Origin of the sequence: Paraburkholderia hiiakae, assembly GCF_904848665.1 — a bacterium.
GTDB lineage: Bacteria > Pseudomonadota > Gammaproteobacteria > Burkholderiales > Burkholderiaceae > Paraburkholderia > Paraburkholderia hiiakae.
Window position 1 is genome coordinate 354,755 of record NZ_CAJHCQ010000006.1, and the last position, 24,509, is coordinate 379,263.

The window sequence follows — 24,509 nt, forward strand, 5'->3', positions numbered from 1 at the left end:
TCAAGGACTTTGAGCCGCGCCCTGCGCCCGGCTCGCCTCCACGTTCGCCGGACGGCTCACACTCGCCGCCGGAACCGCAGCGCCGGAAGCCGGCGTCACCGCGCGTGTGGGATGCTGCGCATCGTGCAGCTGCCCGGACCAGCCGCCGCCCAGGTCGCCGATCAGCGAAGCCGCATCGAGCAGCCGCTGCTGCTGCACGTTCAGCGCGCTCTGCTGATTGGTCACCTGCGTGGCCAGCGCCGTGGCGACCGTCGTGTAGTCCACCGTTCCCGCCTCGTATTCGTTTTGCGCGATCTGCGCGCCGCGCGTCGCGTCGCGTACGGCGGCGTCGAGCACTTCGGCCTGCTGCGCGAGGATGCGCAGCCCGGAGAGATCGTTCTCCACACCCTGAAACGCCGTCAGCACCGTGCCGCGGTAGTTCGCCACCGCCGCGTCATAGCCCGCGCGCGCGGCCGCCACCTGGCCGCTGCGCTGGCCGCCGTCGAAGATCGTCTGTGTCGCGCTCGCGCCGAGCGACCACACGTAGTTGCTCATGTGCAGCAGACCCGAAAGCGGCGACTGCGTGAAGCCATCGAGCGCGGTGAGCGAGATCGACGGATAGTACGCGGCCACCGCCACGCCGATCGCCGCGTTGGCCGACGCCATCTGGCGTTCGGCGGTCGCAATGTCGGGCCGCCGCTGCAGCAGCGTGGAGGGCACGCCGGCGGGAATGGCGGGCAGCGCGGGAAGCTGCGTGCTGTGCGGGATATCGACCTCTTCGGGGTTGCGGCCCACGAGCACCGCAATGGCGTGCTCGTTTTGCGCACGCGCCACGCCCAGCGCGATCAGGCTCGCGCGGGCCGATTCGAGCTGCGTGCGCGCGGACACCAGATCGGACGGCGGGACGGTACCCGCCTGGTCCTGGTTGGCTACCACGCGCAGGAAGTCCGTGTACGCCTGCACGGTATGCGTGAGCAGGTCGATATCGGCGTCGGTGATACGTAGATCGATCACGGCGTTCGCCAACGCGATTTGTTCGGATAACGTAGCGTTGGCCAACGTGGCCTCACTCGCCTGCGCCGTGGCCGACTGTTCCTCGATCTGGCGACGCACCTGGCCCCAGAGGTCGATGTCCCAGCTCGCGTTGCCTTCGAGCGTGCCGCCGTTGACGATGCGCGCGCCGCTCGGCGTGGACGTGATGCTGCTCACGCTGCTGAGCGTGCCCGTGGAGGAGCGCTCGCGCGCAAGGGAGCCGGTAATGCCGATGGTCGGAAAGAGGCTCGCACGCGCCACGCGCACTTCGGCGAGCGCTTCCTGGTAGTTGGCGTAGCTCTGCCGCACGGTCTGGTTCGACACCTCGACGAGCGGTTCCAGTTCATCGAGCAGCGGGTCCTGGAAGGCGGTCCACCATTCGCCTTTGGGGCCTTGGGCCGCTTCGGGATCGGCCTGGGTCCAGCCGGGCAGCTCCTTCCAGGTGGCGGGCACGGCGACCTGGGGCCGGTGGTAATCCGGCCCGACCATGCAGCCCGAGAGCAGCAGCGCGGCGGTGAGGGGCGCGAGCGGCAGCGTGCGCGTGGCCGCGCGTCCGGCGGCGGAGATCAGCATTCGCATGAGCGATGGGTTAAGGCGAGTCTTCATCATGATGCGCTCTCATCGGCCTGACGATTCCACGGCAGGCGCGCGGCCCAGCGCGCGAGGCGTGCGCGCAGGCGGTCGAGGAACAGGTAAATCACTGGCGTGGTGTAGAGGGTAAAGACCTGGCTCAGGAGCAGGCCGCCCATGACCGTCACGCCGAGCGGCTGGCGCAGCGAAGCGCCCTGGCCGATGCCGATGGCGAGCGGCAGCGCGCCGAGCACGGCGGCGAAGGTCGTCATCATGATCGGGCGCAGCCGCACCACGGCGGCTTCGTGAATCGCGCGGCGCGCTTCCATGCCTTCGTTGCGCTGCAGCTGGATGGCGACGTCGACCATCATGATGCCGTTCTTCTTCACGATACCAATGAGCAGGATGATGCCGATCATCGCGATCACCGAGAACGGCGTGCCGAAGATCAGCATGGCGAGGATCGCGCCAATGCCGGCCGAGGGCAGCGTGGAGAGGATCGTGAGCGGGTGGATGGTGTTTTCGTACAGTACGCCGAGCACGATATAGACGACGGCCAGCGCGGCGAGAATGAGCAGCGGGACGACGCCCATGGACTGCGCGTAGGCCTGAGCCGCGCCCGCGAACGCGCCGTGAATGGAGGCGGGCATGCCGATGTCGCGCTCGGCTTGCGCGATGATATCGCCGGCCTCGGAAAGCGAGCCGCCCTTGGGCAAGTTGAACGAAATCGTGCCCGCCACTTCCGTGCCCTGGTGATTGACCTGCGTGGCCGTATGGCGCGTTTTCCAGTCCATGAGCGCCATGAGCGGCACCATGGTTTCGGCGGCCGTACTGTCCGCGCTGCCGCTCGAGCTGCCGCCCTTGCTGTTGGCAATCGCGTTGTTTTGCTGGTTGGCCACCGCGTTGGCGTTGCGCTCGTTGGTTGCGGTGCCCGTTGCGGTGGTCGTGGTCACAGCCGTGAAAGGCGTGACGCCCGAGATGACGCTCGACGGCATCTGCGTTTGCGCCGCGCCGCTCGCGTTGCCCGCCGCGGTGCTCAGCCAGATATCCTGGAACGACTGCGGAAACTGCCAATACTGCGGCGCGACTTCCATCACGACGAAGTATTGGTTGATCGCGTTGTAGATGGTCGAGACGGTGCGCTGGCCGAAGGCGTCGTAGAGCACGTTGTCCACCTGGTTCGGATCGAACCCATAGCGCTTGGCGGTCGAGCGCTGCACCGTCATGTAGGCCTCCAGACCGTTTTGCTGCAAGTCCGAATTCACGTCCGACATCTGGCCGCGGTGCTTGTTCAGCTCGTCCACGAGACGCGGCACCCAGGTGAAGAGGGCGTCGGCGTCGTCGCTCGTGAGCGTGTATTGATACTCGGCCGCCGACTGCCGTCCGCCGATCTGCAGATCCTGCTGCGCCTGCATGAACAACCGTGCGCCCGAAACGGCATTGAGCTTGGGGCGCAGGCGGTTCACGACCTCGGTGGCCGTCAGGCGCCGCTCGGAAAGCGGCTTCAGCTCGACGAACACGGTGGCCGTATTGAGTGCCCGCCCGCCCGTGAAGCCCGCCACCGACTGCACGGCAGGGTCGGCCTTCACGATGGCCTGCAGTTGCGCGAGCTTCTTCTCCATCGCCGTGAACGAAATGCTCTGGTCCGCAATGATCTGCCCGATCAGAATGCCGGTGTCCTGCTCGGGGAAGAACGTGCCGGAAAGCAGCCGCGCAAGAAACACGTTGCCGACCAGCAGCGCGAACAAGATGAAGATCGTGAGCCGCGCGTGATTGAGCGCGACGTCGAGCGTACGCGAATAGAACTGCTTGAAGCGCTCGAACTGTGCGTTGATCCACACGGCCGCGCGCGAGGGCTTGCGGTGCAGCGCTTCGCGCTTGAGCACGTAGGCGCACATGGTGGGCGTGACGGTAAGCGAGATCACGAGCGAGATGAGGATCGCGATGGAGAGCGTCATCGCGAACTCGTGAAAGAGCAGGCCCACGATGCCGGGCATCAGCAGAATGGGCAGGAACACGGCGATGAGCGAGAGGCTCATGGAGAGCACCGTGAAGCCGACTTCGCCCGCGCCTTTGAGCGCCGCATCCTTGGGCTCCATGCCGGCCTCGATGTGGCGCACGATGTTCTCCAGCACCACCACGGCGTCGTCCACCACGAAGCCGGTGCCGATGGTGAGCGCCATGAGCGAGAGATTGTCGATGCTGTAGCCGAGCAGGTACATGGGCCCGAACGTGCCCACGATGGAAAGCGGCAGCGCCACGGCGGGAATGAGCGTGGCGCGCGGCGAGAGCAGGAACACGAACACCACGCCGATCACGAGCAGCACGGCAATGAAGAGTGTGCGCTCGGTGTCGGCCACGGAGGCGCGCACGGACTCGGAGCGGTCGATTGCCACGTCCACCTTGATCGTGGCGGGCAGCGCGGCTTCGATGGCGGGCAGGCGCGCGCGGATCTGCTGCACCGTCTTCACGACGTTACTGCCCGGCATCGGGTAGACGATCACGAGCACGGACGACTTGCCGTTGTAGAGGCCTGCGTTGCGGATGTTTTCGTTCGAATCGATGACCGAGGCCACGTCGCGCAGGAACACGGGCGAGCCGTTGCGATACGCGATCACGACGTCGCGGAACGGCGCGGCGTTGCTGATCTGGTCGTTCGAGATCACCGTGTAGCGCTGGTTGCCCTGATCGATGTGGCCTTTCGCGCTGTCGGCGTTGGCCGCGCCAATGGACGCGCGCACGTCTTCGAGCCCGATGCCGTAGCTGTTGAGCTTGCCCGGTTCCAGCTCCACGCGCACCGAGGGCAGCGCGCCGCCGCCCAGCGTGATCTGACCCACGCCGTCCACCTGCGAGAGCTGCTGCTGGATGACCGAATCGGCGGAATCGTAGAGCTGCGCCTTGGTGAGCGTTTCCGAGGTGAGCGCGAGCACCATGATCGGCGCGCTCGCAGGGTTGTACTGGCGGTAGGTCGGGTTGCTGCGCAGCGTAGTGGGCAGGTCGGCGCGCGCGGCCTGGATGGCGGCCTCTACGTCGCGCGCCGCGCCATTGATGTCGCGGTTCAGGCCGAACACGACCACGATGAGCGCCGAGCCCGTGTTGCTGATCGACGTGAGCTGGCTCACGTCGGCGATGGTGCCGAGGCGCCGCTCCAGCGGCTCGGCTACGGTCGACGCCATGATGTCCGGGCTCGCGCCCGCCATGTTGGCCTGCACCACGATCACCGGGTAGGCGATGTTGGGCAGCGGCGCGACCGGCAGCCGGAAAAAGGCGAGCGTCCCCGAAATGAGGATCGCGATCGCGAGAAGTGACGTCGCGACCGGCCGCCGGATGAAGAGCGCCGAGAGGTTCACGGCGTGCCCTCGGGCGCGGGTGGCGCGCCGCTGCCGGAACCGCCTTCTGCGTCACCGTCCGTGTGGCTTTCCGGCTTGCGCTTGCGCCCGAAGCGTTCGGCGAGCCGGTCGAAGAGCAGATAGATCACGGGCGTCGTGAAGAGCGTGAGCATCTGTGAAAGCGTGAGGCCGCCGATGATCGCAAGACCCAGCGGGCGGCGCAGCTCCGAGCCCGTGCCGCTGCCGAGCAGCATGGGCAGCGCGCCGAGCATGGCCGCCAGCGTGGTCATGAGAATGGGCCTGAAGCGCAGCAGCGACGCTTCGAAAATGGCCTCGCGCGGCGGCTTGCCATGCACGCGTTCGGCTTCGAGCGCGAAGTCCACCATCATGATGGCGTTCTTCTTGACGATGCCGATCAAGAGCACGATGCCGATAATGCCGATCACGTCCAGATCCTTGCCCGCGATCATCAGCGCGAGCAGCGCGCCAATGCCGGCCGAGGGCAGCGTCGAAAGAATCGTGACCGGGTGCACATAGCTCTCGTAGAGCACGCCCAGCACGATATACACGGCCACGAGCGCCGCGATCAGCAGATACACCTCGCTGGAAAGCGAATCTTCGAACGCCTGCGCCGCGCCCTGGAACGACGAGGTGATCGAGGGTGGCAGCTTCACGGCGGCCTCGGCCTTGCGTACGTCGCGCACGGCTGAGGAGAGCGAGGCGCCATCGGCGAGGTTGAACGAGATCGTCACCGACGGGAACTGCGCGAGGTGGCTGATCATGAGCGGCGAGCGCGTGATGCTGATCTTCGCAATGCCCTTGAGCGGCACCTGGCCCTCGCTGCTCGTCTGGCTCGGCAGGTACAGGTCGCCGAGCGATTCGACCGTGGGCAGCGCTTCGGGCTTCGCCACCAGAATCACGCGGTACTGGTCCGACTGCTGGAAGATGGTCGAAACAATGCGCTGGCCCAGCGCGTCGTAGAGCGCGTTGTCGATGGTCGCCGCCGTGATGCCGTAGCGCGCCGCGAGCTGGCGGTTCACTTCGACGTTCACGGAAAGGCCATCCGTGTTGAGATCGCTCGTGACGTCGCGGATCGACGGGATCTGTTTCATGCGCGCAACGAGATCGGGCACGTACTGCAGGAACGCCTCCTGGCTCGGCCCGCGCAGCACGAAGTTGTACTGGTTGCGCGAGACCGTCGTGTCGAGCGTGAGGTCCTGCTCGGGCTGCACATAAAGGCGCACGCCCGGCACCTTCGCCACCGACTGCTGAATGCGCCGCCCGATTTCGTCGGCGGTTTCGGAGCGGTCGTCGTGCGGTTTCAGGTTGATGAGGAAGCGCCCGTTGTTGAGCGTGCTGTTAATGCCGTCGATGCCCACGTACGAGGTGAGCGAAACCACATCGGGGTCCTTGAGAATTTGCTCCGCGAGCGCCGACTGGCGCTGCACCATCGCCTGGTAGGAGATGGAGTTGTCGGCCACGCTGATGCCCTGGAGCACGCCCACGTCCTGCACGGGAAACAGGCCCTTGGGAATGACCACATAAAGCAGGCCGGTGAGCACGACGGTCACCACGAAAACGATGAGCGTGAACGCCTGGTGATCGAGCACCCAGCGCAGCCCGCGCTCATACGCGTTGAGCGTCTTGTTGAAGAGCCCCTCGCTGATGCGCTCGAAGCGGCTAGGGTGCCGCTCGGCCTGAGCGCGCAGGATGCGCGCGCACATCATCGGCACGACGGTGAGCGAGACGACGGCGGAAAGCACGATGGTCACCGCGAGCGTCACGGCGAATTCGCTGAAGAGACGCCCGATCACGCCGCCCATGAAGAGCAGCGGAATCAGCACGGCAATGAGCGAAATGGTCAGCGAAAGAATCGTGAAGCCGATCTGCCCTGCGCCTTTTAGCGCCGCCTGCAAGGGTTTGTCGCCTTCCTCCAGGTAGCGCACGATGTTCTCGATCATCACGATCGAGTCGTCCACCACGAAGCCTGTGGCGATGATAAGCGCCATGAGCGAGAGGTTGTCGATCGAGTAGCCGAGCTCGTACATGATCGCGAGCGTGCCGATCAGCGAGACCGGCACCGAGATGCTCGGAATGATGGTGGCGGGCAAGTTGCGCAGGAACACGAAGATCACGGCGACCACGAGCGCCACGGCGAGCACGAGTTCGAAGGCCGCATCGCTCACCGAAGCACGGATCACGCCCACGCTGTTCGACACCACCGTGACCTGCATGCCCGCGGGGAGCGACGCTTCGAGCTGCGGCAACTCCCGCATGATCTGGTTGACGGTGGCGATCACGTTCGCACCCGGCTGACGCTGCACGTTCAGCACGATGGCAGGCGCCTTGTTGTACCAGGCGCCGCGCTCCACGTCCTGCGCGGCCGTGGACACGCGCGCCACGTCGCGCATGAACACGGGCGAGCCGTTCTGATAGGCGATGACCGTGTCTTCGTAGTCCTTCGGGTCCGATATCTGGTCGTTCGAATTGATCGTGTAGTTGAGCTCGGGGCCGTCGAAGTTGCCCTTCGGGTTGCTCACGTTGACGTTGGCGAGCAGCGTGCGCAGGTCGTCGAGATTCAGGCCGTAGGCGGCGAGCTTTTGCGGGTCGGCCTCCACGCGCACGGCGGGCACGTTGCCGCCGGCGGTGGTGACGAGGCCCACGCCCGGCACTTCGGAAATCTTGGTGGCGAGCCGGTTGTTGGCCGCATCCTGCAACTGCGTGAGCGACATCGACTTCGACGTAATCGCGAGCGTGAGGATGGGCTGGTCGGCCGGGTTCACCTTGGCGTAGGTCGGCGGCGCGGGCAGACCGCTCGGCAGGAAGCTGTTCGCCGCATTGATGGCCTGCTGCACGTTCTGCTCTGCAACATCCAGACTCAGCGAGAGGTCGAACTGCAGCGTGATGACCGAGGCTCCCTCGGAGCTGTACGAGATCATCTGCTGCAGGCCGGGGATTTCACCCAGCTGCACTTCGAGCGGCGCCGTGACGGTGGTCGCCATCACATTCGGGCTCGCGCCCGGATAGAAGGTCTGCACCTGGATGGTGGGGTAGTCCACCGCGGGCAGCGAGGAAACCGGCAGGAACTTCATCGCGACGAGGCCGATCAGCACCATCGCGATCATCAGAAGCGAAGTCGCGACCGGCCGCAGGATGAAGAGACGCGAAATATTCATCGGCGCTGGGTCCGGGGCTTAACCAGCTTGCGAGGCTGCCGCGCTCGCGTCGGAAGCGTTCGGCGCCGTGGCGCCGGGGGCGCTCGACGCCCGGGGTGCGCTGCCGTGATGCGGGGCGCTCGCGCCGCTCGCACCACTCGCGGCGCCGGCGTGCGTGGCGGGCCTCGGCCCCGCGGGCTGGATCTTCGCGCCGTCGTTGAGGCGGTCGAGGCCGTCGGTCACGACACGCTGCCCCTGCTGCAGGCCTGCGGAGATCACGGTATAGCGGCCGTCGCTCGGCCCGAGCGTGACCTTGTGGACCGACACGGTGTTGTCGGCGTTGACGAGGTACACGTAGTCGCCGGGCGCGCCGGTCTGCACGGCTGGCGTGGGCACGAGCACGGCGTTCTGCAGCGTGTCGACGAGCAGCCTCACGTTGACGAACTCGTTGGGAAAGAGCGCCTCGTCGTCGTTGGGCACGCTCGCGCGCAGCGTGACCGTGCCGGTGGCCGTGGCCATCTGGTTGCTGAGCGCGAAGAGCGTGCCGGTGGCGATCTGGCGTGTGTTGTCGCTGCTGAAGACGGTGATCGGCAGCTTCGCGCCGGCGTTGACACGCTCGAGCACGCTGCCGAGCGAGGTCTGCGGGATCGCGAACTGGACGGTGGTGGGCTTCATCGTCGTGATGACGGCAATGCCCGTGGAACTCGACGAGGTCACGTAGTTGCCCGGGTCGACGAGCCGCAGGCCCACGCGGCCCGAAACCGGCGCGGTGATGCGGCAGTAGATGAGATCGAGTTCGAAGAGCCTGACGTTGGCGATATCGGCCTTCACGGCGGCCTCGTTCTGCATGACGAGGAACTTCTGGTCGGTGAAGGTCTGTTCGGCGATAGACCGCTGTTCGTGCAACTGGGTAAAGCGCACGAGGTCGGCGCGCGACTGGGCGAGCAGGGCCTCGTCCTTCGCGAGTTGCGCCTGCGCCTGCTCCTTGCTGATCTCATACTGGCGCGGGTCGATCTGCGCGAGGAACTGCCCCTTCACGACATCCTGGCCTTCCTTGTAGCCCACCTCGGTGAGGTAGCCGCTGATTTGCGGTAGAACCGTGACAGTGGCAATAGGCGTCACAGTGCCGAGCGCATTGAGCGTCACCGGCATGGGCCCGAGCGTGGCGGCGGCCACGGTCACGACCTGCGGCGCCGGGCCATGCTCCGTCTTCTTGTTGCGCATGATGTGCACGATCACGAGCACGATCAGCAAGACCACGACAATGGCGAGAATGAGCGGGCCGAGCCGGCGGCGCTTCGGCGCCTGCGGGGGTGGCGAGGGCGGCGGCGGGGGTGGCTGGGGCGCGGGTTGCGTCTGCGGGACGTCGCTCATGCCTGCCTCCAGGAGGTCGGACCACCGCTAGAGGCGGTGCGGAAAAACCATGTCGGCGCGCTAAACGGGTTGTCCGCCGCGAATTGCTGCCGGTGACTGTCGAGTTGCTGCATACGCATTCTCATCATTGTTATGCCGTCGAAGCCGGACCTCGCCATACAGCGAAGGCCAAGACTCGCAGTCTAACCAACTCGTGCGCCAATTTCGAAACGTTAGTTGTTTGTAAGGTTTTCGGGGGTTTACAACGGGCGTATCGGGTGATCTGAGAGCGCCGGTCGCGGTGTGCAATGCATCGTAGAAATGCTTGTTTGCGTGCGCGCCAATGACTGTCTAGATTGGAAGGGGTCAACGCCTTGCAAGGAGTCCGCAATGTCGAAGTTATCGATGCCGACGTGGTTTGCGCGGCGCGGCCGTGCGAACAGCGCGCCTGTGCCTCACGGCGACGAGCCCGAACTGCGCGACACGTCGCGCGAAACCGAGCAGCTCGAACGAATCGCCACCTATGCACGGGCCGGTTACTTCAATATGGGCTATACGCCCGACATGTTTCCGCTAGTGGGCGATCTGCCGCCGCATTGATCTGCAGCATGAGTCCGCGCGCGCGTCACTTTGCCGCGCTTTCCTCTGCGAAGCCAGCTACGCCGCCAAGTGTGCCGGTGGGCCGGAACTCGCTGGGCGGCACGCCCAGTTCGCGGCGGAACATGTCGCTGAAACTGCTGGGCAGATAGCCCAACATGCGCGCCACGGCACTCACGGGCTCGCCTTCCGCGAGGCGCGAGACTGCGAGTGCGAGCTGCACCTGGCGGCGCCATTCCGCAAACCCCATGCCAAGCTCGCGCGTGAAGAGCCGCGAGAGCGTGCGCACGCTCGCGCCCACCCATGCCGCGTGCTGCTCGAAGCCGATATCGGCCGACGGGTTGTCGATCACCGCGCGGCACAGCGTGGCGAGGCGGCGGTCGGATGCATCGGGCAGCGGAATGCGCAGCGTGGAGCGCGGCGCGTGGGCGAGTTCGATCGACGCGAGGCGATAGGCCGCGTCGAGCCAGGCGTCGTCGTCTTCGCGCGCGCGTTCCGCGAGGCTCGTGATGAGTTCGCGCAGCAGGCCGTTGATCTCGAACACTTCGCACCGCTCGCTCAGGTGCCGGCTATCGCGCTCGTGCAGGTAGAGATTGCGCATCTCGACGGCGCTCAGCATGTGAATGGCGTGCTGCGTGCCGGGCGGCAGCCACACGGCGCGCTGCGGCGGCACGACGAGTGCTTCGCGTTCCACCTCGACCCACATCACGCCCGAAACGGCGTAGAGCACCTGCGCCCAGGTATGCGTGTGCGGCTCGATCTGGAGGCCGCGCGGGTAGCGGCGGGCAAGCGTTCGGCCGCGCCCGGGCTCGTCGTCGAGTTCGGGGGGCGCGGCTTGGGGCATGGGGGTCTCCGGGTGACAGGTGAGGCGTGCGCGCCTCGTACGGCGATCGTCACGCTAGCATGGCTGGACGTGTGCTGGAAGCACGGCCGTGGTGCGGGCGTGGTCCTCGCGTGATCCTCGCGTGATGCTCATTGTCACGCTTTTGCGCATTGCCGCACTTCGACCAGGCACCGGTAATATGAGACGATTGACCGGACCGCGCGCCAGCGCCCTGTATTTCCCGCCCATGAACGCCTCCTATCCCGCACTGCAAGACGAAGACCCGCTGGGCATCTACACCCGCGGCGCCGGCCGGGCGAGCGAATGGTGGCGAGTCTCGCCTTCCGGACGCGCGCATATGTACCGCATCGAGCACGGGCAGGGCGAGGACGACAAAGTCGACATCGACACCGAAATCGATCTCGACAATCTCGAAGCGAAGCTGCTCAAGTGGCGTCGCGAGGGTTTCGTTTCCGAAGCGCAGCGCGCCGATGAAGCGCGAGCCGCACAAGCGGGCGGCACGTTTTCAGCAGCCTTGCAGCAAGCCGTCCGAGCGGCGCGCGAGGCCGGAGCGGCCCAAGCCGAACCGCAATCCAGCACGCCCACCGTACGCATCGGCAGCGTTGAACTGCCGCGCGGCAAGCCGAACGCACTGGTGCCGCGCGTGAACGCGGCCTATCTTTTCACCGGGCGCGGCGACGATATCGTTCAGGACATCGTAGAAAATCGCCGCGTCATGCTGATCGGCCATACGGGCTCGGGCAAGACGAGCTTCATCGAGCAGGTGGCCGCGCGCGCGGACTATGGCGTGCTGCGCGCGAACATGAACGGCCAGACCACGATTGGCGACTTCGTGGGTTTCTGGACCGTGAAGGGCGGCGAGACGATCTGGGTGGACGGCATCCTGCCCGTGGCGATGCGAGAGGGCTACTGGCTCATCATCGACGAACTCGACTTTGCCGAGCCGTCCATTCTTGCCGTGCTCACCGCCGTGCTGGAACCGAACGGCCGCCTGCTGCTCAAGGAGCGCGGCAACGAAATCGTCGAGCCGCATCCGTCGTTCCGCCTCTTCGCCACCGCGAACGCCGCGGGCGCGATGAGCGCGTACCGCCATCTGTACCAGGGGGCGAACCTGCTCAACGAGGCGTTCCTCGATCGCTGGCGCGTGTACCTGTTCGACTATCTCTCACTTGAAGAGGAAACCGAAGTATTGCTGCGCACGCTGCCCGTGCTAACGCGGCCGCTCGCGCAGACACTCGCCGCCATCGCCGCCGACTGCCGCGCGGCGTTCGCCCGCGAGGACCTCGCGAGCGCGTTTTCGACGCGGCGCTTGATCGACTGGGCCGAACTCATGCTACGCACGGGCGATGTCGAGCGCGCGGCGGGGCCGGCGATCTATGCGAAGGTAAGCGCGGACGAGGCGGCGCTCATCCGCAGCATCATCCGTCATCACGTGATCTTCGACGCGTGAGTGCGGAGGCGCCTGTGTCCAGCTTGCATGACGCAACAGAAGGTTTGACGGCGAGCGCCGATCCCGAGGGTGCCCTCGGGCGCCTCGCGCGCGTTCTGACCGGCGACGCGCGCGTGAGCGTGACGTTCGGCGCTGGCGAGCCGCGCGTGGAGGGCGAACGCTTCGTGCTGCCCGCGCGCCTCGCGAGCGATGGCGCGAATGAAGCCGCACTGCTCGGCGCGCTCGACTTGCTGGCTGCGCGGCGTCGCTACAGCGAAACGCCGCGTCTTGACACGCCGCAAGCCGGCGTGACAGGGCGCATTGCGCAGGCGATCGAAGATCGTCGCGTGCTCGCGCAGCTCGCGCGGACGTTCCCTGGCGCGCGACGCTACGCGCAAAGCTTGCGTGCGCAGCGCAGCGAGGACATCGCGCGACGCTGGCCGAAACTGGCGTGGCGCGAGCGCCTTGCGTGGGCGATCGAGCGCACGCTCTGGGACGAAGCGCCTGGCGTGCTGGAGCGTGATGCAGCGGCGCTTGCCGCCGCGCTACGCGCGATCGACGTCCCACTTGGCGCGGCGCGCGCGAGCCTGTCGACGCGCGCCAGCCTGCGCGCGGCCACGGAGATCGTGGCGGCCGTGCGCTCGCTCGCATCGCGCGGCGCGAACAATATGATGCAGACAGCGGGCCCGGTCGAAGGCCTCGACGACGAAGCAACCCGGCTCGCCCAGGCGCTGGACGAATTCGGCGCGCAAGACGAGGTCGAACCGCCGGGGGGCACCGCGCAATCAGAAGACGCCCGCGAGCGTGACGGAGGCGCTTCGGCACGCACGAGCACGCAGTCCGATTCCGCCGCCGGCACAGCGCTTTCCGAAGCGGATGCACCGCACGCCGCCGCCGACAACCGCAGCCCCGCGCAAATGCGGCCCCGCTTGTCGATCCCGCTGACCACGGCATTCGACGTCGTCACCGACCTCACGGGCCGCGGCGACGCCACCGCCTGGCGCAAGCTGCGCGCATTGGCGCGCGCGGAAACCGGCGCGCTCAAGGCCCACCTCGAGCGTGTGCTCAAGGCCGACGAACTCACGCACTGGAAGCGCGAGCAGGAGCGCGGCGAGATCGATCGCGCCGCGCTCGCGCGTCTGGCCGCCTCGCGCGGCTACCGCACGCCGTTTCGCGTGGCGCGTCATGCGAGTGGTCGCGACACGGTGGTCACGCTGCTGCTCGACCTGAGCGGCTCGATGGCGGGCCGCAAGATCGATCTGGCGCGCCTGTGCGCGGCGGCACTCGCCGATGCACTGACACAGCTCGCTTTCGATTCGGAAGTGCTCGGCTACAGCTCGATCGAAGCGCCGGAAATGCGCACGCTCTATGAGCGCAAGCGCGCGGCCAGCGCCGATCTGCGGGCCTATAACCGCTTCGTTGAGCGGCTGGATCTGCGCGTGTTCAAGCGTTTCGACTCACGCGACCTGAGCGGGCTCGCGGCTATCGAGTGCGGCAACGAGAACCCCGACGGCGAAGCGCTTGCCTGGGCGGCGGGGCGGCTCGCGCAACGCAAGGCGCGCCGGCGGCTGCTTTTCGTGCTATCGGACGGCTATCCTTCGACAAGCGACGGCGACCCGGCCGTGTTGCGCACCGACCTGCGCGCGCGCGTGCAGGCGGTGGCGGAGCAGGGCATCGAGTTAGTCGGCATCGGCATACTGGACGACGCGGTCGAGGCGTTCTATCCGAACGCCGTGGTCGTGCGCAAGCTGTACGAACTGCCTGCCACCGCGTTCGCGACGTTGAGCCGCCTGCTGGCGGCCCGGCCGCACTGAAACTGTGCGGGCGCGGGCAGCGGCGCTTTCCTTGCCGGACTGGGCGCATTGCGCTAACTTGAACAAGCAGGCGTTGCCCCGCCTGCCAATCCATCCACTGAGGAATACATACAGGTCATGCCAGGCCGCGATCACCGACCCGTGGATTACGACCGCCTCTACTACCGGCTCGATCTGGAGCCGGGGGCGAGCGAGGCGGACATCAAGCATCACTATCGCCATCTCGCGCAGATCCTGCATCCCGACAAATGGCGGCACCCCACGGCCGCCTCGATGCGCTGGGCCGACGACCAGTTCAAGCGCGTCAAGGAGGCGCGTGAGTTGCTCGACGCGTACTGGTCCGTGCATCATGCGCCGCCGGTGAGCCGTTCCGCGCTGAGCGTCGCGCAGGCCGAGGAGTTGCACGCGCAGATGCAGGCGCTGCTGGTTCAGCGCGAACGCGTGCGCGCTGAACTGGACGGGCTGCGCGCCGAACGCACGCGCACCCTCGACGAGATCCAGCGCATGCGGACCGAACGCGACTCGCTGCACGGCGAACTCACGGGGTTGCGCGACGAAGTGGATGCGGCGCCGCCAGGCGAGCGGCAGGACGCCCCCGAGACTCAAGCCGTTGACGTGCACGCGCGTTCAGGCGTGCGCGATTTTCTGTTTGCGAAGTTCGACGACCCTTCGCGGGGCTGGCTGCTGACGCTCTCGGCGAGCGTGTTCGCGTGCATTGTGATTTACGTTATCGCGCATTGGATCGCGGGCTTGCTGCTCGCGCCCATCGCGCGCTTCGAGGTTGGCCGCTGGCTCACCCACATCCTGCGGTGGGCGCTCGTGGCGGGCGGAGTGGTACTCACGTTCGGCTGGGGCTGGTCGCAGCGCACGCTATACCGTGCCGGGCGTGCCGGGCGCGAGCACCCCGTGGCCTTGCCCGGCGACGAAACGCGTCGGCGCGTGAGCGCGGCGTTGCGTCACGAGGCGCACTACGGTGCCGAGTGGAGCGTCGAATCGTACGAGGTTGCGCCTGACGATACGCAATTCGCGCTGCGTGCGGTCATGCGTTTCTCACCTGGCTCGCAAACCGGCACGCGACGCCAGGTGGTGGCGTTCCGGTGCCGGGCGCACACGACTGGCGCGGCGCAGACGGCGCTCGCGTATGACTTCTCCGTGGCGGCTCCCCTGTGGTGGCTCGTGCCTGCGGCACGCGTGGTGCGCGACCTGCGCAAGCGGCTCGACGCCGATCTCGGCGCGCCGCGCTGAAGCGGCGGCGCCGGCCGCTTTCAATCGACGACGAAAAGCTTTGCGCCCGTGCGCGTGTACGACTGGTGCGCCTCGGCGTTGTCACCCACCTGATAGCTCATGCCGGGGGTGAGGACGAACTTGCGCCCGTCGTCGAGCGTTGTTTCGAGTTCGCCTTCGAGGCAGAACAGAATGTGCCCCTTCTTGCACCAGTGATCCGCGAGGTAGCCGGGCGAGTACTCGACCATGCGCACGCGGATCGGGTTGGCTTCGTCGCCGAAAAAACGCGTGCGCCAGGTGGCCATACCCGTTTCCCCTTTGTGTTGCGTGGGCTCGACGCCGGACCAGTCGGTGGTTCCGAAGCGAAATGCGTCCATTTTCATGCGGTTTTCTCCTTGTGCGTATCGTCCGATTGTAGCGGAGCGATGCTCACGCATCGTCATCTGCCACGCGCTCTCGTTCGTCCACACGCTTCATGTTATCGAGCAGCTTCAGCAGATAGTGCAGCGTGTGCGTCATGTCGTCGGAAGAAAAATTGTCTAGCACTGCTTCGTAGTACGCCTCGATTTTCGGCGTGGCTTGCGCAACCCATAGCTTGCGGCCCGGCTTGGTCATGCAAACCAGACGCGAGCGACGATCGCGCGCATCCGCCTGGGCAGTCACGTGGCCGTCGCGTTCCATCCGGCTGATCAGGCCCGAGAGATTCTGGCGGCTCACCATCAGATACCGCGCGAGATCGCCCACGCTCATGCCTGGTTGAGCTTCCGGGCGCGAGAGCGCGCCGAGAACCGCCCATTGCTGCGTGGTCAATCCCTCGGCTTCCACTGCGCGCGTACCGGTTTTGTGCAACATGTTTGCGCATTGATAGAGCCGGAAGAACAGTCGATTGGCAAGATCGAAGCGGCTCGAATCCCGAATTTTCGATGTTTTTTGCAAGGGTTTCTCCTGGTGTATATACGCTTGTCTTCGATCTGGGTGTTACCTAGTATACGTCAACATATTGACATAATTCGATGCGGAGATCAGAGGCGGGTCTGGCGTCGAAGGCGTATAGGGTACTGCTCAACGGAATGGAGGATCGCGGTGCGAAAACTCGAAGGTAAGACGGTCGTGGTGACGGGCGGCGCAGGCGGCATCGGCGGGGCGACCTGCCGGCGCTTCGCAGCCGAGGGCGCGCGCGTGGCGGTGCTGGATCTGACGCTCGAAGCGGCGCTGAAGGTGGCTGAGGATATTCATGAAAAGGGCGGCCAGGCGCTGGCGCTGCGTTGCGACATCACGAACCGCGCAGACGTGGAAGCGGCGCTGCAGCAAGTGCAAGCGCAGCTCGGCCCCGTAGATGTGCTCGTGAACAACGCGGGCTGGGACGTTTTCCGTCCTTTTACGAAAACCGAACCGGTGCAGTGGGAGAAGCTCATCGCCATCAATCTCACGGGCGCGCTGCACATGCATCATGCGGTGCTGCCTGGCATGGCCGAGCGCAAGCGCGGACGCATCATCAACATCGCCTCGGACGCCGCGCGTGTGGGTTCGTCGGGCGAAGCGGTCTATGCGGCGTGCAAGGGCGGTCTCGTGGCGTTTTCGAAGACGATTGCGCGTGAGCATGCGCGCCACGGCATCACCGTAAACGTGGTGTGCCCGGGCCCGACCGACACCGCGCTCTTCGCAGAATACAAGGACGGCGCGGGCAACCCGGACAAGCTGCTCGAAGCGTTCCAGCGCGCCATTCCGCTTGGCCGTATCGGCCAGCCCGACGATTTGCCGGGCGCGATCGTGTTCTTCGCGAGCGACGACGCGAACTACATCACGGGACAGGTGCTGAGCGTATCGGGCGGTCTGACCATGGCGGGCTAATGCCGGCAAACGCTTTCCCTCCCGACTACGAAAAAGGAACGGCATCGATCATGAACTACGAAGACATTCTCTACGAGGTGCGCAACGGCGCGGCATGGATCACCATCAACCGGCCCGACAAGATGAACGCGTTTCGCGGTCGCACCTGCGACGAACTGATTCACGCGATCAACAAGGCGGGCTATGACCGCGACATCGGCGTGATCGTCCTTGCTGGTGCGGGTGACAAAGCGTTCTGCACGGGCGGCGATCAGTCCGCGCACGCGGGACAGTACGACGGACGCGGCACGATAGGCCTGCCGATGGAGGAACTGCACACCGCGATTCGCGACGTGCCCAAACCCGTGATCGCCCGCGTGCAGGGCTATGCGGTGGGCGGCGGCAACGTGCTGTGCACGATCTGCGATTTCACCATTGCTTCGGAGAAGGCGGTGTTCGCGCAGGCGGGCCCGAAGGTCGGCTCGGTCGATCCGGGTTACGGCACGGCGTTCCTCGCGCGCGTGGTGGGCGAGAAAAAGGCGCGCGAGATCTGGTATCTGTGCCGCCGCTATCCCGCCGCCGAAGCGCTGGCCATGGGCCTCGTGAATGCGGTCGTGCCGCACGATCAGCTCGACGTGGAAGTGCAGAAGTGGTGCGACGAGATCATGGAAAAGAGCCCCACAGCCATTGCGATCGCCAAGCGCTCGTTCAATATGGACACCGCGCACCAGGCCGGCATCGCGGGCATGGGGATGTACGCACTCAAGCTCTACTACGACACGGAAGAATCGCGCGAGGGCGTGCGCGCGTTCCAGGAAAAGCGCAAGCCCGAGTTCCGCAAGTACGCCAAATAAAGGCGTCTCCACGACGATAAGGATTGCGAATCAGTAGAAAAATGCTTCAAGGAGACACCATGAATCCGTATTTCGACGAAGACCTCGCCGCGCTCGGCGAACACGCGCGGCGCTTCGCGCAGGGACGTGTGGCGCCTGGCTTCATCGAACGCGACACCACGCGCGTGCTCGATCGCAACCTCATGCGCGAAATGGGCGAGATGGGCTTCATCGCGCCGGAATTGCCTGAGCAATATGGCGGCCAGGGCCTGGGCTGCCTCGCCGCGGGTGTGATCCATGAAGAGATTGCGCGAGCCGACCTGAGCCTCTCGTACATCAACCTGCTTGCCTCGCTCAACGGGCAGATTCTGGCGAAGCACGCTGCGCCCGCGATTGCGCGAGCGTGGCTCGAGCGGCTCACGCAGGGCCGCGCGCTGCTCGCCATTGCGCTCACGGAACCGCGCGGCGGCTCGGACGCCGCGAACTTGCGCCTGAAAATGGAGCGCGTGGGCGACCATTACGTCCTCAACGGCGAGAAAACCTCGATTTCCGCCGCCGACCAGGCCGACGCCGCAGTCGTGTTCGCGCGCAGCGGCAGCGTGGAAGACGGCGCGCGCGGCGTTTCGGCCATTCTCGTGCCGATGGATCTGCCGGGCGTCACGCGCAATCGCTTCGATTGCCACGGGCAGCGCGCGATTGGACGCGGTTCGATCTTCTTCGAGAACGTGCGCGTGCCAGTGGATCACCTGCTGGGCGAAGAGGGCAAGGGCTTCGTTCAGGTCATGCAGGGCTTCGACTTTTCGCGCGCGCTCATTGGCCTGCAGGTGCTCGCCGTGGCGAACGTGAGCCTCGAGGAAACCTGGGAGTACGTAGCGCAGCGCGAAGCCTTCGGCAAGCCGCTTGCTGCGTTCCAGGGTGTTTCGCATCCACTTGCCGAATACGCGACCCAGGTCGAGGCTGCACGCCTGTTGTGCCTGCAAACGCTGTGGCTCAAGGACCGCGGGTTGCCCCATACGGCCGAGGCCGCCATGTGCAAGTGGTGGGGGCCCAAACTCGCCTACGACGTGGTGCATCAATGTCTGCTTTCGTTCGGGCACGGTGGCTACGACCGCGGGCCGCTCGAACAGCGCCTGCGCGACGTGCTGGGCTTCCAGATCGGTGACGGCACGGCCCAGATCATGAAGACCATCATCGCGCGCTCGAACGCTGGCCGCGACGCGGTGCCGGCATGATACGCGCCACCTGCGACGTTCCCTTCAACGCCACGGGAGGCAGCACATGGAGTTCGACGCAGTACTGATCGGGCCGCGCCGCGCGCGCGAGGCGGCACGGCGCTGGTGGCCCGGGCGCACCATCAACGACGAACTGGACGCCTGTGTGGCCGAATGTCCAGACAAAGTCGCGCTCACTGCCGTACGAATCGAAGCGGGAGAGAGCACGCGCTTCACTTACGCGCAGATGGCGCGCATGGCGGATCGCATTGCCGTGGGTCTGGCGCGGCTTGGAGTCACGAAGGGCGACGTGGTCTCGATGCAACTGCCCAATTGCTGGCAGTTCACGCTGCTCTATCTCGCGTGCTCGCGCATCGGCGCGGTGTTCAATCCGCTCATGCCGATCTTTCGCGAGCGCGAGTTGTCGTTCATGCTCAACCATGGCGCGAGTCGGGTGATGATCGTGCCGCAGCGCTATCGAGGCTTCGATTACGAGGCCATGCTGCGCGCGCTGCACCCTGAACTGCCCGCCTTGCAGCACGTGGTGGTTGTGGGCGCAACGGAGCAAGGAAAGCCAGCGCAGCACAGCTTCGAAGCGCTCCTGAGCGGCCCGCGTTGGGAAGACTCGAGCGACGCGGAAGCGATCCTCACGCGCAATCGCCCAGGCCCCGACGACGTGACGCAACTGCTTTACACCTCCGGCACGACGGGCGAGCCCAAAGGTGTGATGCACACGGCGAACACACTGTTTTCGAACATCCTTCCTTATGCGCAGGCCATGCGTCTCGGTCGCGACGACGTCGTGCTGATGGCTTCGCCCATGGCGCATCAAACCGGCTTCATGTATGGCCTTATGATGCCGATCGCATTGCGGGCGAGCGCTGTGTTGCAGGACGTATGGCAGCCCGAGGCAGCGCTCGCGCTGATCGCGCAGGAGCGCGCGACGTTCACGATGGCTTCCACGGCCTTCCTCGGAGATATTGCAAACGGGGCCATCGCCGCGGGAACGCGCGTGCCGACGCTGCGCACGTTTTTGTGTGCGGGCGCGCCAATTCACGGCGCACTGGTCGAGCGCGCACGGATGGCGCTGGGGGCGAAGATCGTTTCCGCGTGGGGCATGACGGAGCTGGGTGCGGTGACGCTCACCCGTCTGGATGACGATGACGAACGCGCTTCGACGACCGATGGTGTGCCGCTTCCGGGCGTGGAAGTGAAGGTAGTGGACGAGAACGACCTCGCGCTGCCGCCGAACGTAGCGGGTCGGCTGTTCGTGCGCGCATGCTCGGGTTTCGGCGGATATCTCAAGCGCGCCCACCTCAACGCCACGGACGCGCAAGGCTGGTTCGACACCGGCGACCTCGCGATCGTCGACGAGCGCGGTTACATCCGCATCAGCGGACGTAGCAAGGACGTAATCATTCGCGGCGGCGAGAACATTCCCGTGGTCGAGATCGAGTCGCTGCTCTACCGTCACCCCGCGATTGCCCAAGTGGCGATCGTCGCGTATGCGGACGAGCGACTAGGCGAGCGCGCCTGCGCCGTGGTGGTGGCCAAGCCTGGCGTAGCTGTCGATCTGCCCTCGCTCGTCGGATTCCTCAAGTCGCACAGGGTTGCCGTGCAGTATTTGCCCGAACGGCTATTGCTGCTCGACGCCATGCCGACCACGCCTGCAGGCAAGGTGCAGAAGTTCCGTTTGCGCGACATGCTGCGTGAAGCAGATAAAGAGGTTTCCTAAACAGGTAGCCGAAATGGACGAACCTCCACGTGCTCAGAACACCTGCCGGAATATCCAGTAAAGGGTGGCAGCAAGTGCGATCGAAGCAGGCAACGTGAGCAACCACGCAAGCACGAGATTGCGCACAGTCCCCCACTGCAGGCCCGAGCCGTTCGCGGCCATCGTGCCGGCCACGCCCGAGGCGAGCACGTGTGTGGTCGACACCGGCAATCCGTAGACATCGGCCATGCCGATGGTGATCATGGCCACGGCCTCGGCCGAGGCGCCCTGACCGTAGGTGAGATGCTGCTTGCCGATCTTTTCGCCCACTGTCACGACAATGCGCTTCCACCCCACCATCGTACCGAGACCGAGCGCCACGGCCACAGCGACTTTCACCCAGGTTGGAATGAACTTGGTCGAGTAGTCCATCTGTTGGCGGAAGGTGTCGAGCACCTTGGCGTCCGCGGGTGACATCGGTGGCGACTTCGCCTTCTGCATCAGCCGGATCGCCTCGCTCGCGACATACATGTTGTTGCGCACGTTGTCGACGATCGCGTCGGGCACCGTTGCCATCGAACCGGAAAGGGCCACCTGGTCGCCGATGGTGTCGGTAAGCTTGCGCAGCGCGGGCAGCGTGGCGGGCGTGAGCTTGCGTGTGCGCACGAATGCCTCGACTTCGGCGCGGGCATTTTCAGGCGGCGCGCCGGTCGCGTATCGGGCCAGCGTTGCGGACGCCTCGCGCGCCACGACCACGAATGCCGTGGATTGCTCGGGTGTGACGGCCTTGTTGAGTGCATAGGCGGTAGGCACGACGCCGATCAGAATCAGCATGATGAGGCCCATGCCTTTCTGGCCGTCGTTCGAGCCGTGGGCGAACGAAACGCCGGTGCAGGTGAGGATGAGCAGCGTGCGGATCCAGAGCGGCGGCGCCTGGTTGGGCTTGGGCTCGGCATAGAGCGCGGGCACGCGCACGAGCAGCTTGAGCACGAGGAGCAGCAGCGCGGCCATGACGAAGCCGACCACGGGCGAGAACAGCAGCGCCTTGCCTACGCCCAGCGCCTGGTCCCAGTCCACGCCGCTCGTGCCGGACGGCCCGCTGATGAACTGGTTCATGATGCCCACGCCGATGATCGAGCCCACGAGCGCATGCGAACTGGATGACGGCAGCCCGAAATACCACGTGCCGAGATTCCAGACGATGGCGGCGATCAGGAGTGCAAACACCATGGCGAAGCCCGCACCGCTGCCCACCTGAAGGATGAGTTCGACCGGCAGCAGTTGCAGGATGCCGAACGCGACCGCGCCGCTCGAAACGAGCACGCCGATAAAATTCCACGCACCCGACCAGACCACGGCGAGATGCGGGTCGAGTGAGTTCGTATAGATGACGGTGGCGACGGCGTTGGCGGTGTCGTGAAAGCCGTTCACGAACTCGAAGCCGAGCGCGATAATCAGCGCGAGCCCGAGCAGGATGAAGGGCAGCGCCGAACTCTCGCGCACGGCGCGCAGATCAACGACGAGATGATCGATTACGTAAATCGCCCCGGCCGCAATGATGGCGAGAAATAAGGCGATGCCAATGCCGCGGCGGCGTGCGCTCGGCGCGCGGGAGGGGGACAAGGGTATGTCCGGCATGGATGCTCTGGTCAATCCGCTTTGGGAAGCGCCTCGGCGCAGCGTATGCGGGTTAGCAAACGTGCGTGGCGCAATGCCGCTTCGGCACGCCAGAATGGCGATTCGGACGACGGTGCAGTGTCGCACAGTTGACAAAAATCAGACACGGAAGTGACGTCGCACCCGCTTGAGCGCCGGTGCGGTTTTGTGACCGCTTTTGTGACCGCTTTTGTGACTATTCACAATCACGTTATCCGCTTTCCCAGTTCTCCGGGCGCGGGCAAGTCCGTAGCATGGTCATGAAACGCGGCACCTTGCAAACAAGCCGCGACCGACTTCTAGGAGACGAACGTGTCGAGAGCCCCCTGGCTCGCCAGCTACGGCGAGATCCCCACTACCATCAATCCCGATCTGCATCCGTCGCTCGCGCATATGTTCGACGAAGCGATGCGCGAACATGCGCACCGGCCGGCATTGCGCGCGGGCAACACCATGCTCAGCTACGCCGACGTCGATCGTCTGTCGCGCAATTTCGCGGCGTATTTGCAGCACTCGGGCGTGAAGAAGGGCGACCGCGTCGCCGTGATGTTGCCGAACCTGCTTGCGTTTCCCATTGCGCTGATCGGCATCGTGCGAGCCGGGGCGGTGCAGGTGAACGTGAATCCGCTCTATACGCCGCGTGAGCTTCAGCATCAGCTTGTGGATTCCGGCGCGCAAACGCTCGTGGTGTTCGACGGCGCGCTGCCCACTTTCGATGCGATCAAGGCGAATACGGCGGTGCAAACCGTGTTGAGCGTTGCCGCAAGCGATTGCACAAGCGCGGGCAGCGAGCGCGATCCGCAGCCCGGCTCGTTTGCCGCGGCGCTCGAGCAAGGTGCGACGTTGCCGTTCGAAGCCCCCACGTTGTGCGGCGACGACGCGCTCTTCCTGCAATACACGGGCGGCACAACCGGGCTTTCCAAGGGCGCGCTGCTCACGCATCGCAACCTCGTCGCCAATGTCGAGCAATTCAAGACTTTCATGCCGGGTTTCATGAACCCAGGCGAGGAAGTCGTCGTGACCGCGCTGCCGCTCTATCACATCTTCGCGCTGACGGTGAATCTCATCGTCTACTTCTCGATTGGCGCCGAGAACTGGCTCATCGCGAACGCGCGCGATCTAGGCGGCCTGATCGACGTGTTCAAGGCCGCGCGCCCCACGAGCTTCATGGGCGTGAATACGCTCTATGCGGGGCTCGTTGCGCATCCGCAGATCGGCGAGGTCGATTTTTCGCGGCTGCGGCTCGCGGGCGGTGGCGGCGCGGCGATCATTCCCACGGTGTCCGAGCGCTGGCAGGCGATTACCGGCGGGTTCATCCGCGAAGGCTATGGGCTTTCGGAGACGAGCCCCGTGCTGTCGTTCAATCCGGGGAGCGTCGACCGCTTCACGGGCACGACGGGGCTGCCGGTGCCCTCCACCGACGTCAAGCTGATGAACGACGGCGTCGAGGCAGCGCCGGGCGAGCCGGGCGAGATCTGCGCGAAGGGCCCCCAGGTGATGCAGGGCTACTGGAACCAGCCCGAGGCCACGCGCGCCGCATTTACGGACGATGGCTACTTTCGCACCGGCGACGTGGGCGTGTTCGACGCGCGCGGCTTCCTGCGCATCGTCGATCGCTCGAAGGACATGATCCTCGTTTCGGGCTTCAACGTGTATCCGAATGAAATCGAGGCGGTCGTGACCGCGCTGCCGGGTGTGGCCGAATGCGCGTGCGTGGGCGTGGCCGACGAACGAAGCGGTGAGGCCGTGCGTGTGTTCGTGGTTCCCGCGCGCGAGGCGGCGCTGAGCGAGGAAGCGGTGATCGCGCATTGCCGCGCGCAACTCGCGGCGTACAAGGTGCCGCGCGTGGTGAGCTTTGTGGAGGCGCTGCCGAAGTCGACGGTCGGGAAGATCTTGCGGCGGGAACTGCGCGACGCGGGGTAAAACGCGAGAGGAGTGC

General features: G+C 65.7%; 17 protein-coding genes. 9 read left to right on the forward strand and 8 right to left on the reverse strand.

All coding sequences use genetic code 11. The annotated features are described in order from the left end of the window. From JMY28_RS14645 to JMY28_RS14660, 4 genes are read right to left on the reverse strand one after another with little or no spacing between them, the layout of a single operon-like run. Window positions 1-1,584, reverse strand: a complete 1,584-nt coding sequence (locus JMY28_RS14645) for an efflux transporter outer membrane subunit (RefSeq protein WP_201696689.1) — start codon at window positions 1,582-1,584, stop codon at window positions 1-3. A gap of 32 nt (window positions 1,585-1,616) precedes the next feature. After that, on the reverse strand, window positions 1,617-4,931 hold the full coding sequence (locus JMY28_RS14650; RefSeq protein ID WP_201696640.1) for an efflux RND transporter permease subunit: 3,315 nt from the start codon (window positions 4,929-4,931) through the stop codon (window positions 1,617-1,619). After that, on the reverse strand, window positions 4,928-8,086 hold the full coding sequence (locus JMY28_RS14655) for an efflux RND transporter permease subunit (RefSeq protein ID WP_201696641.1): 3,159 nt from the start codon (window positions 8,084-8,086) through the stop codon (window positions 4,928-4,930). Before JMY28_RS14655 ends, JMY28_RS14650 begins: the two co-directional genes overlap by 4 nt. 18 nt (window positions 8,087-8,104) lie before the next feature. Next, on the reverse strand, window positions 8,105-9,439 hold the full coding sequence (locus tag JMY28_RS14660) for an efflux RND transporter periplasmic adaptor subunit (RefSeq protein WP_201696642.1): 1,335 nt from the start codon (window positions 9,437-9,439) through the stop codon (window positions 8,105-8,107). A 369-nt stretch (window positions 9,440-9,808) separates the two neighbouring features. Here JMY28_RS14660 and JMY28_RS14665 point away from each other — a divergent pair, with 369 nt between their 5' ends. Beyond that, window positions 9,809-10,018 carry a hypothetical protein gene (locus JMY28_RS14665; protein WP_201696643.1) on the forward strand — a complete coding sequence of 70 codons (210 nt, stop codon included), beginning with the start codon at window positions 9,809-9,811 and terminating at the stop codon, window positions 10,016-10,018. Window positions 10,019-10,043: 25 nt separating this feature from the next. Here JMY28_RS14665 and JMY28_RS14670 read toward each other — a convergent pair whose 3' ends face one another. Next, entirely contained in the window at window positions 10,044-10,859 is an 816-nt protein-coding gene (locus JMY28_RS14670; protein WP_201696644.1) for an AraC family transcriptional regulator, read from the reverse strand. A 226-nt stretch (window positions 10,860-11,085) separates the two neighbouring features. On the opposite strand from JMY28_RS14670, the gene JMY28_RS14675 reads away from it, so the two are divergent. The 3 genes from JMY28_RS14675 (at window position 11,086) to JMY28_RS14685 (ending at window position 15,347) form a co-directional block, all read left to right on the forward strand. Next, window positions 11,086-12,309, forward strand: a complete 1,224-nt coding sequence (locus JMY28_RS14675; RefSeq protein ID WP_201696690.1) for an AAA family ATPase — start codon at window positions 11,086-11,088, stop codon at window positions 12,307-12,309. 14 nt (window positions 12,310-12,323) lie between these two features. Further along, on the forward strand, window positions 12,324-14,102 hold the full coding sequence (locus tag JMY28_RS14680) for a cobaltochelatase CobT-related protein (RefSeq protein ID WP_236596865.1): 1,779 nt from the start codon (window positions 12,324-12,326) through the stop codon (window positions 14,100-14,102). A 117-nt stretch (window positions 14,103-14,219) separates the two neighbouring features. Further along, window positions 14,220-15,347, forward strand: a complete 1,128-nt coding sequence (locus JMY28_RS14685) for a J domain-containing protein (protein WP_201696645.1) — start codon at window positions 14,220-14,222, stop codon at window positions 15,345-15,347. Window positions 15,348-15,367: 20 nt separating this feature from the next. On the opposite strand, the gene JMY28_RS14690 is transcribed toward JMY28_RS14685, so the two are convergent. After that, window positions 15,368-15,709 carry a DHCW motif cupin fold protein gene (locus JMY28_RS14690; RefSeq protein WP_201696646.1) on the reverse strand — a complete coding sequence of 114 codons (342 nt, stop codon included), beginning with the start codon at window positions 15,707-15,709 and terminating at the stop codon, window positions 15,368-15,370. A gap of 46 nt (window positions 15,710-15,755) precedes the next feature. After that, window positions 15,756-16,178: a MarR family transcriptional regulator gene (locus JMY28_RS14695; RefSeq protein ID WP_201696647.1), complete on the reverse strand. Its 423-nt coding sequence runs from the start codon at window positions 16,176-16,178 to the stop codon at window positions 15,756-15,758. 231 nt (window positions 16,179-16,409) lie between these two features. Between JMY28_RS14695 and badH the strand changes: the two genes are divergently transcribed. From badH to aliA, 4 genes are read left to right on the forward strand one after another with little or no spacing between them, the layout of a single operon-like run. Beyond that, complete coding sequence (gene badH, locus JMY28_RS14700) at window positions 16,410-17,177, forward strand: 2-hydroxycyclohexanecarboxyl-CoA dehydrogenase (RefSeq protein ID WP_201696648.1); 768 nt, start codon at window positions 16,410-16,412, stop codon at window positions 17,175-17,177. A 50-nt stretch (window positions 17,178-17,227) separates the two neighbouring features. Then, a complete protein-coding gene (gene badI / locus JMY28_RS14705) occupies window positions 17,228-18,010 on the forward strand; it encodes a 2-ketocyclohexanecarboxyl-CoA hydrolase (RefSeq protein WP_201696649.1) in 783 nt (260 codons plus the stop codon). A 59-nt stretch (window positions 18,011-18,069) separates the two neighbouring features. Next, a complete protein-coding gene (gene aliB / locus JMY28_RS14710) occupies window positions 18,070-19,221 on the forward strand; it encodes a cyclohexanecarboxyl-CoA dehydrogenase (protein ID WP_201696650.1) in 1,152 nt (383 codons plus the stop codon). Between the two features lie 46 nt (window positions 19,222-19,267). Continuing rightward, complete coding sequence (gene aliA, locus JMY28_RS14715; protein WP_201696651.1) at window positions 19,268-20,935, forward strand: cyclohexanecarboxylate-CoA ligase; 1,668 nt, start codon at window positions 19,268-19,270, stop codon at window positions 20,933-20,935. A 33-nt stretch (window positions 20,936-20,968) separates the two neighbouring features. Here aliA and JMY28_RS14720 read toward each other — a convergent pair whose 3' ends face one another. Next, window positions 20,969-22,552: an inorganic phosphate transporter gene (locus tag JMY28_RS14720; protein WP_201696652.1), complete on the reverse strand. Its 1,584-nt coding sequence runs from the start codon at window positions 22,550-22,552 to the stop codon at window positions 20,969-20,971. A gap of 330 nt (window positions 22,553-22,882) precedes the next feature. Between JMY28_RS14720 and JMY28_RS14725 the strand changes: the two genes are divergently transcribed. Next, on the forward strand, window positions 22,883-24,493 hold the full coding sequence (locus JMY28_RS14725) for an AMP-binding protein (RefSeq protein WP_201696653.1): 1,611 nt from the start codon (window positions 22,883-22,885) through the stop codon (window positions 24,491-24,493). Window positions 24,494-24,509: the final 16 nt, after the last annotated feature.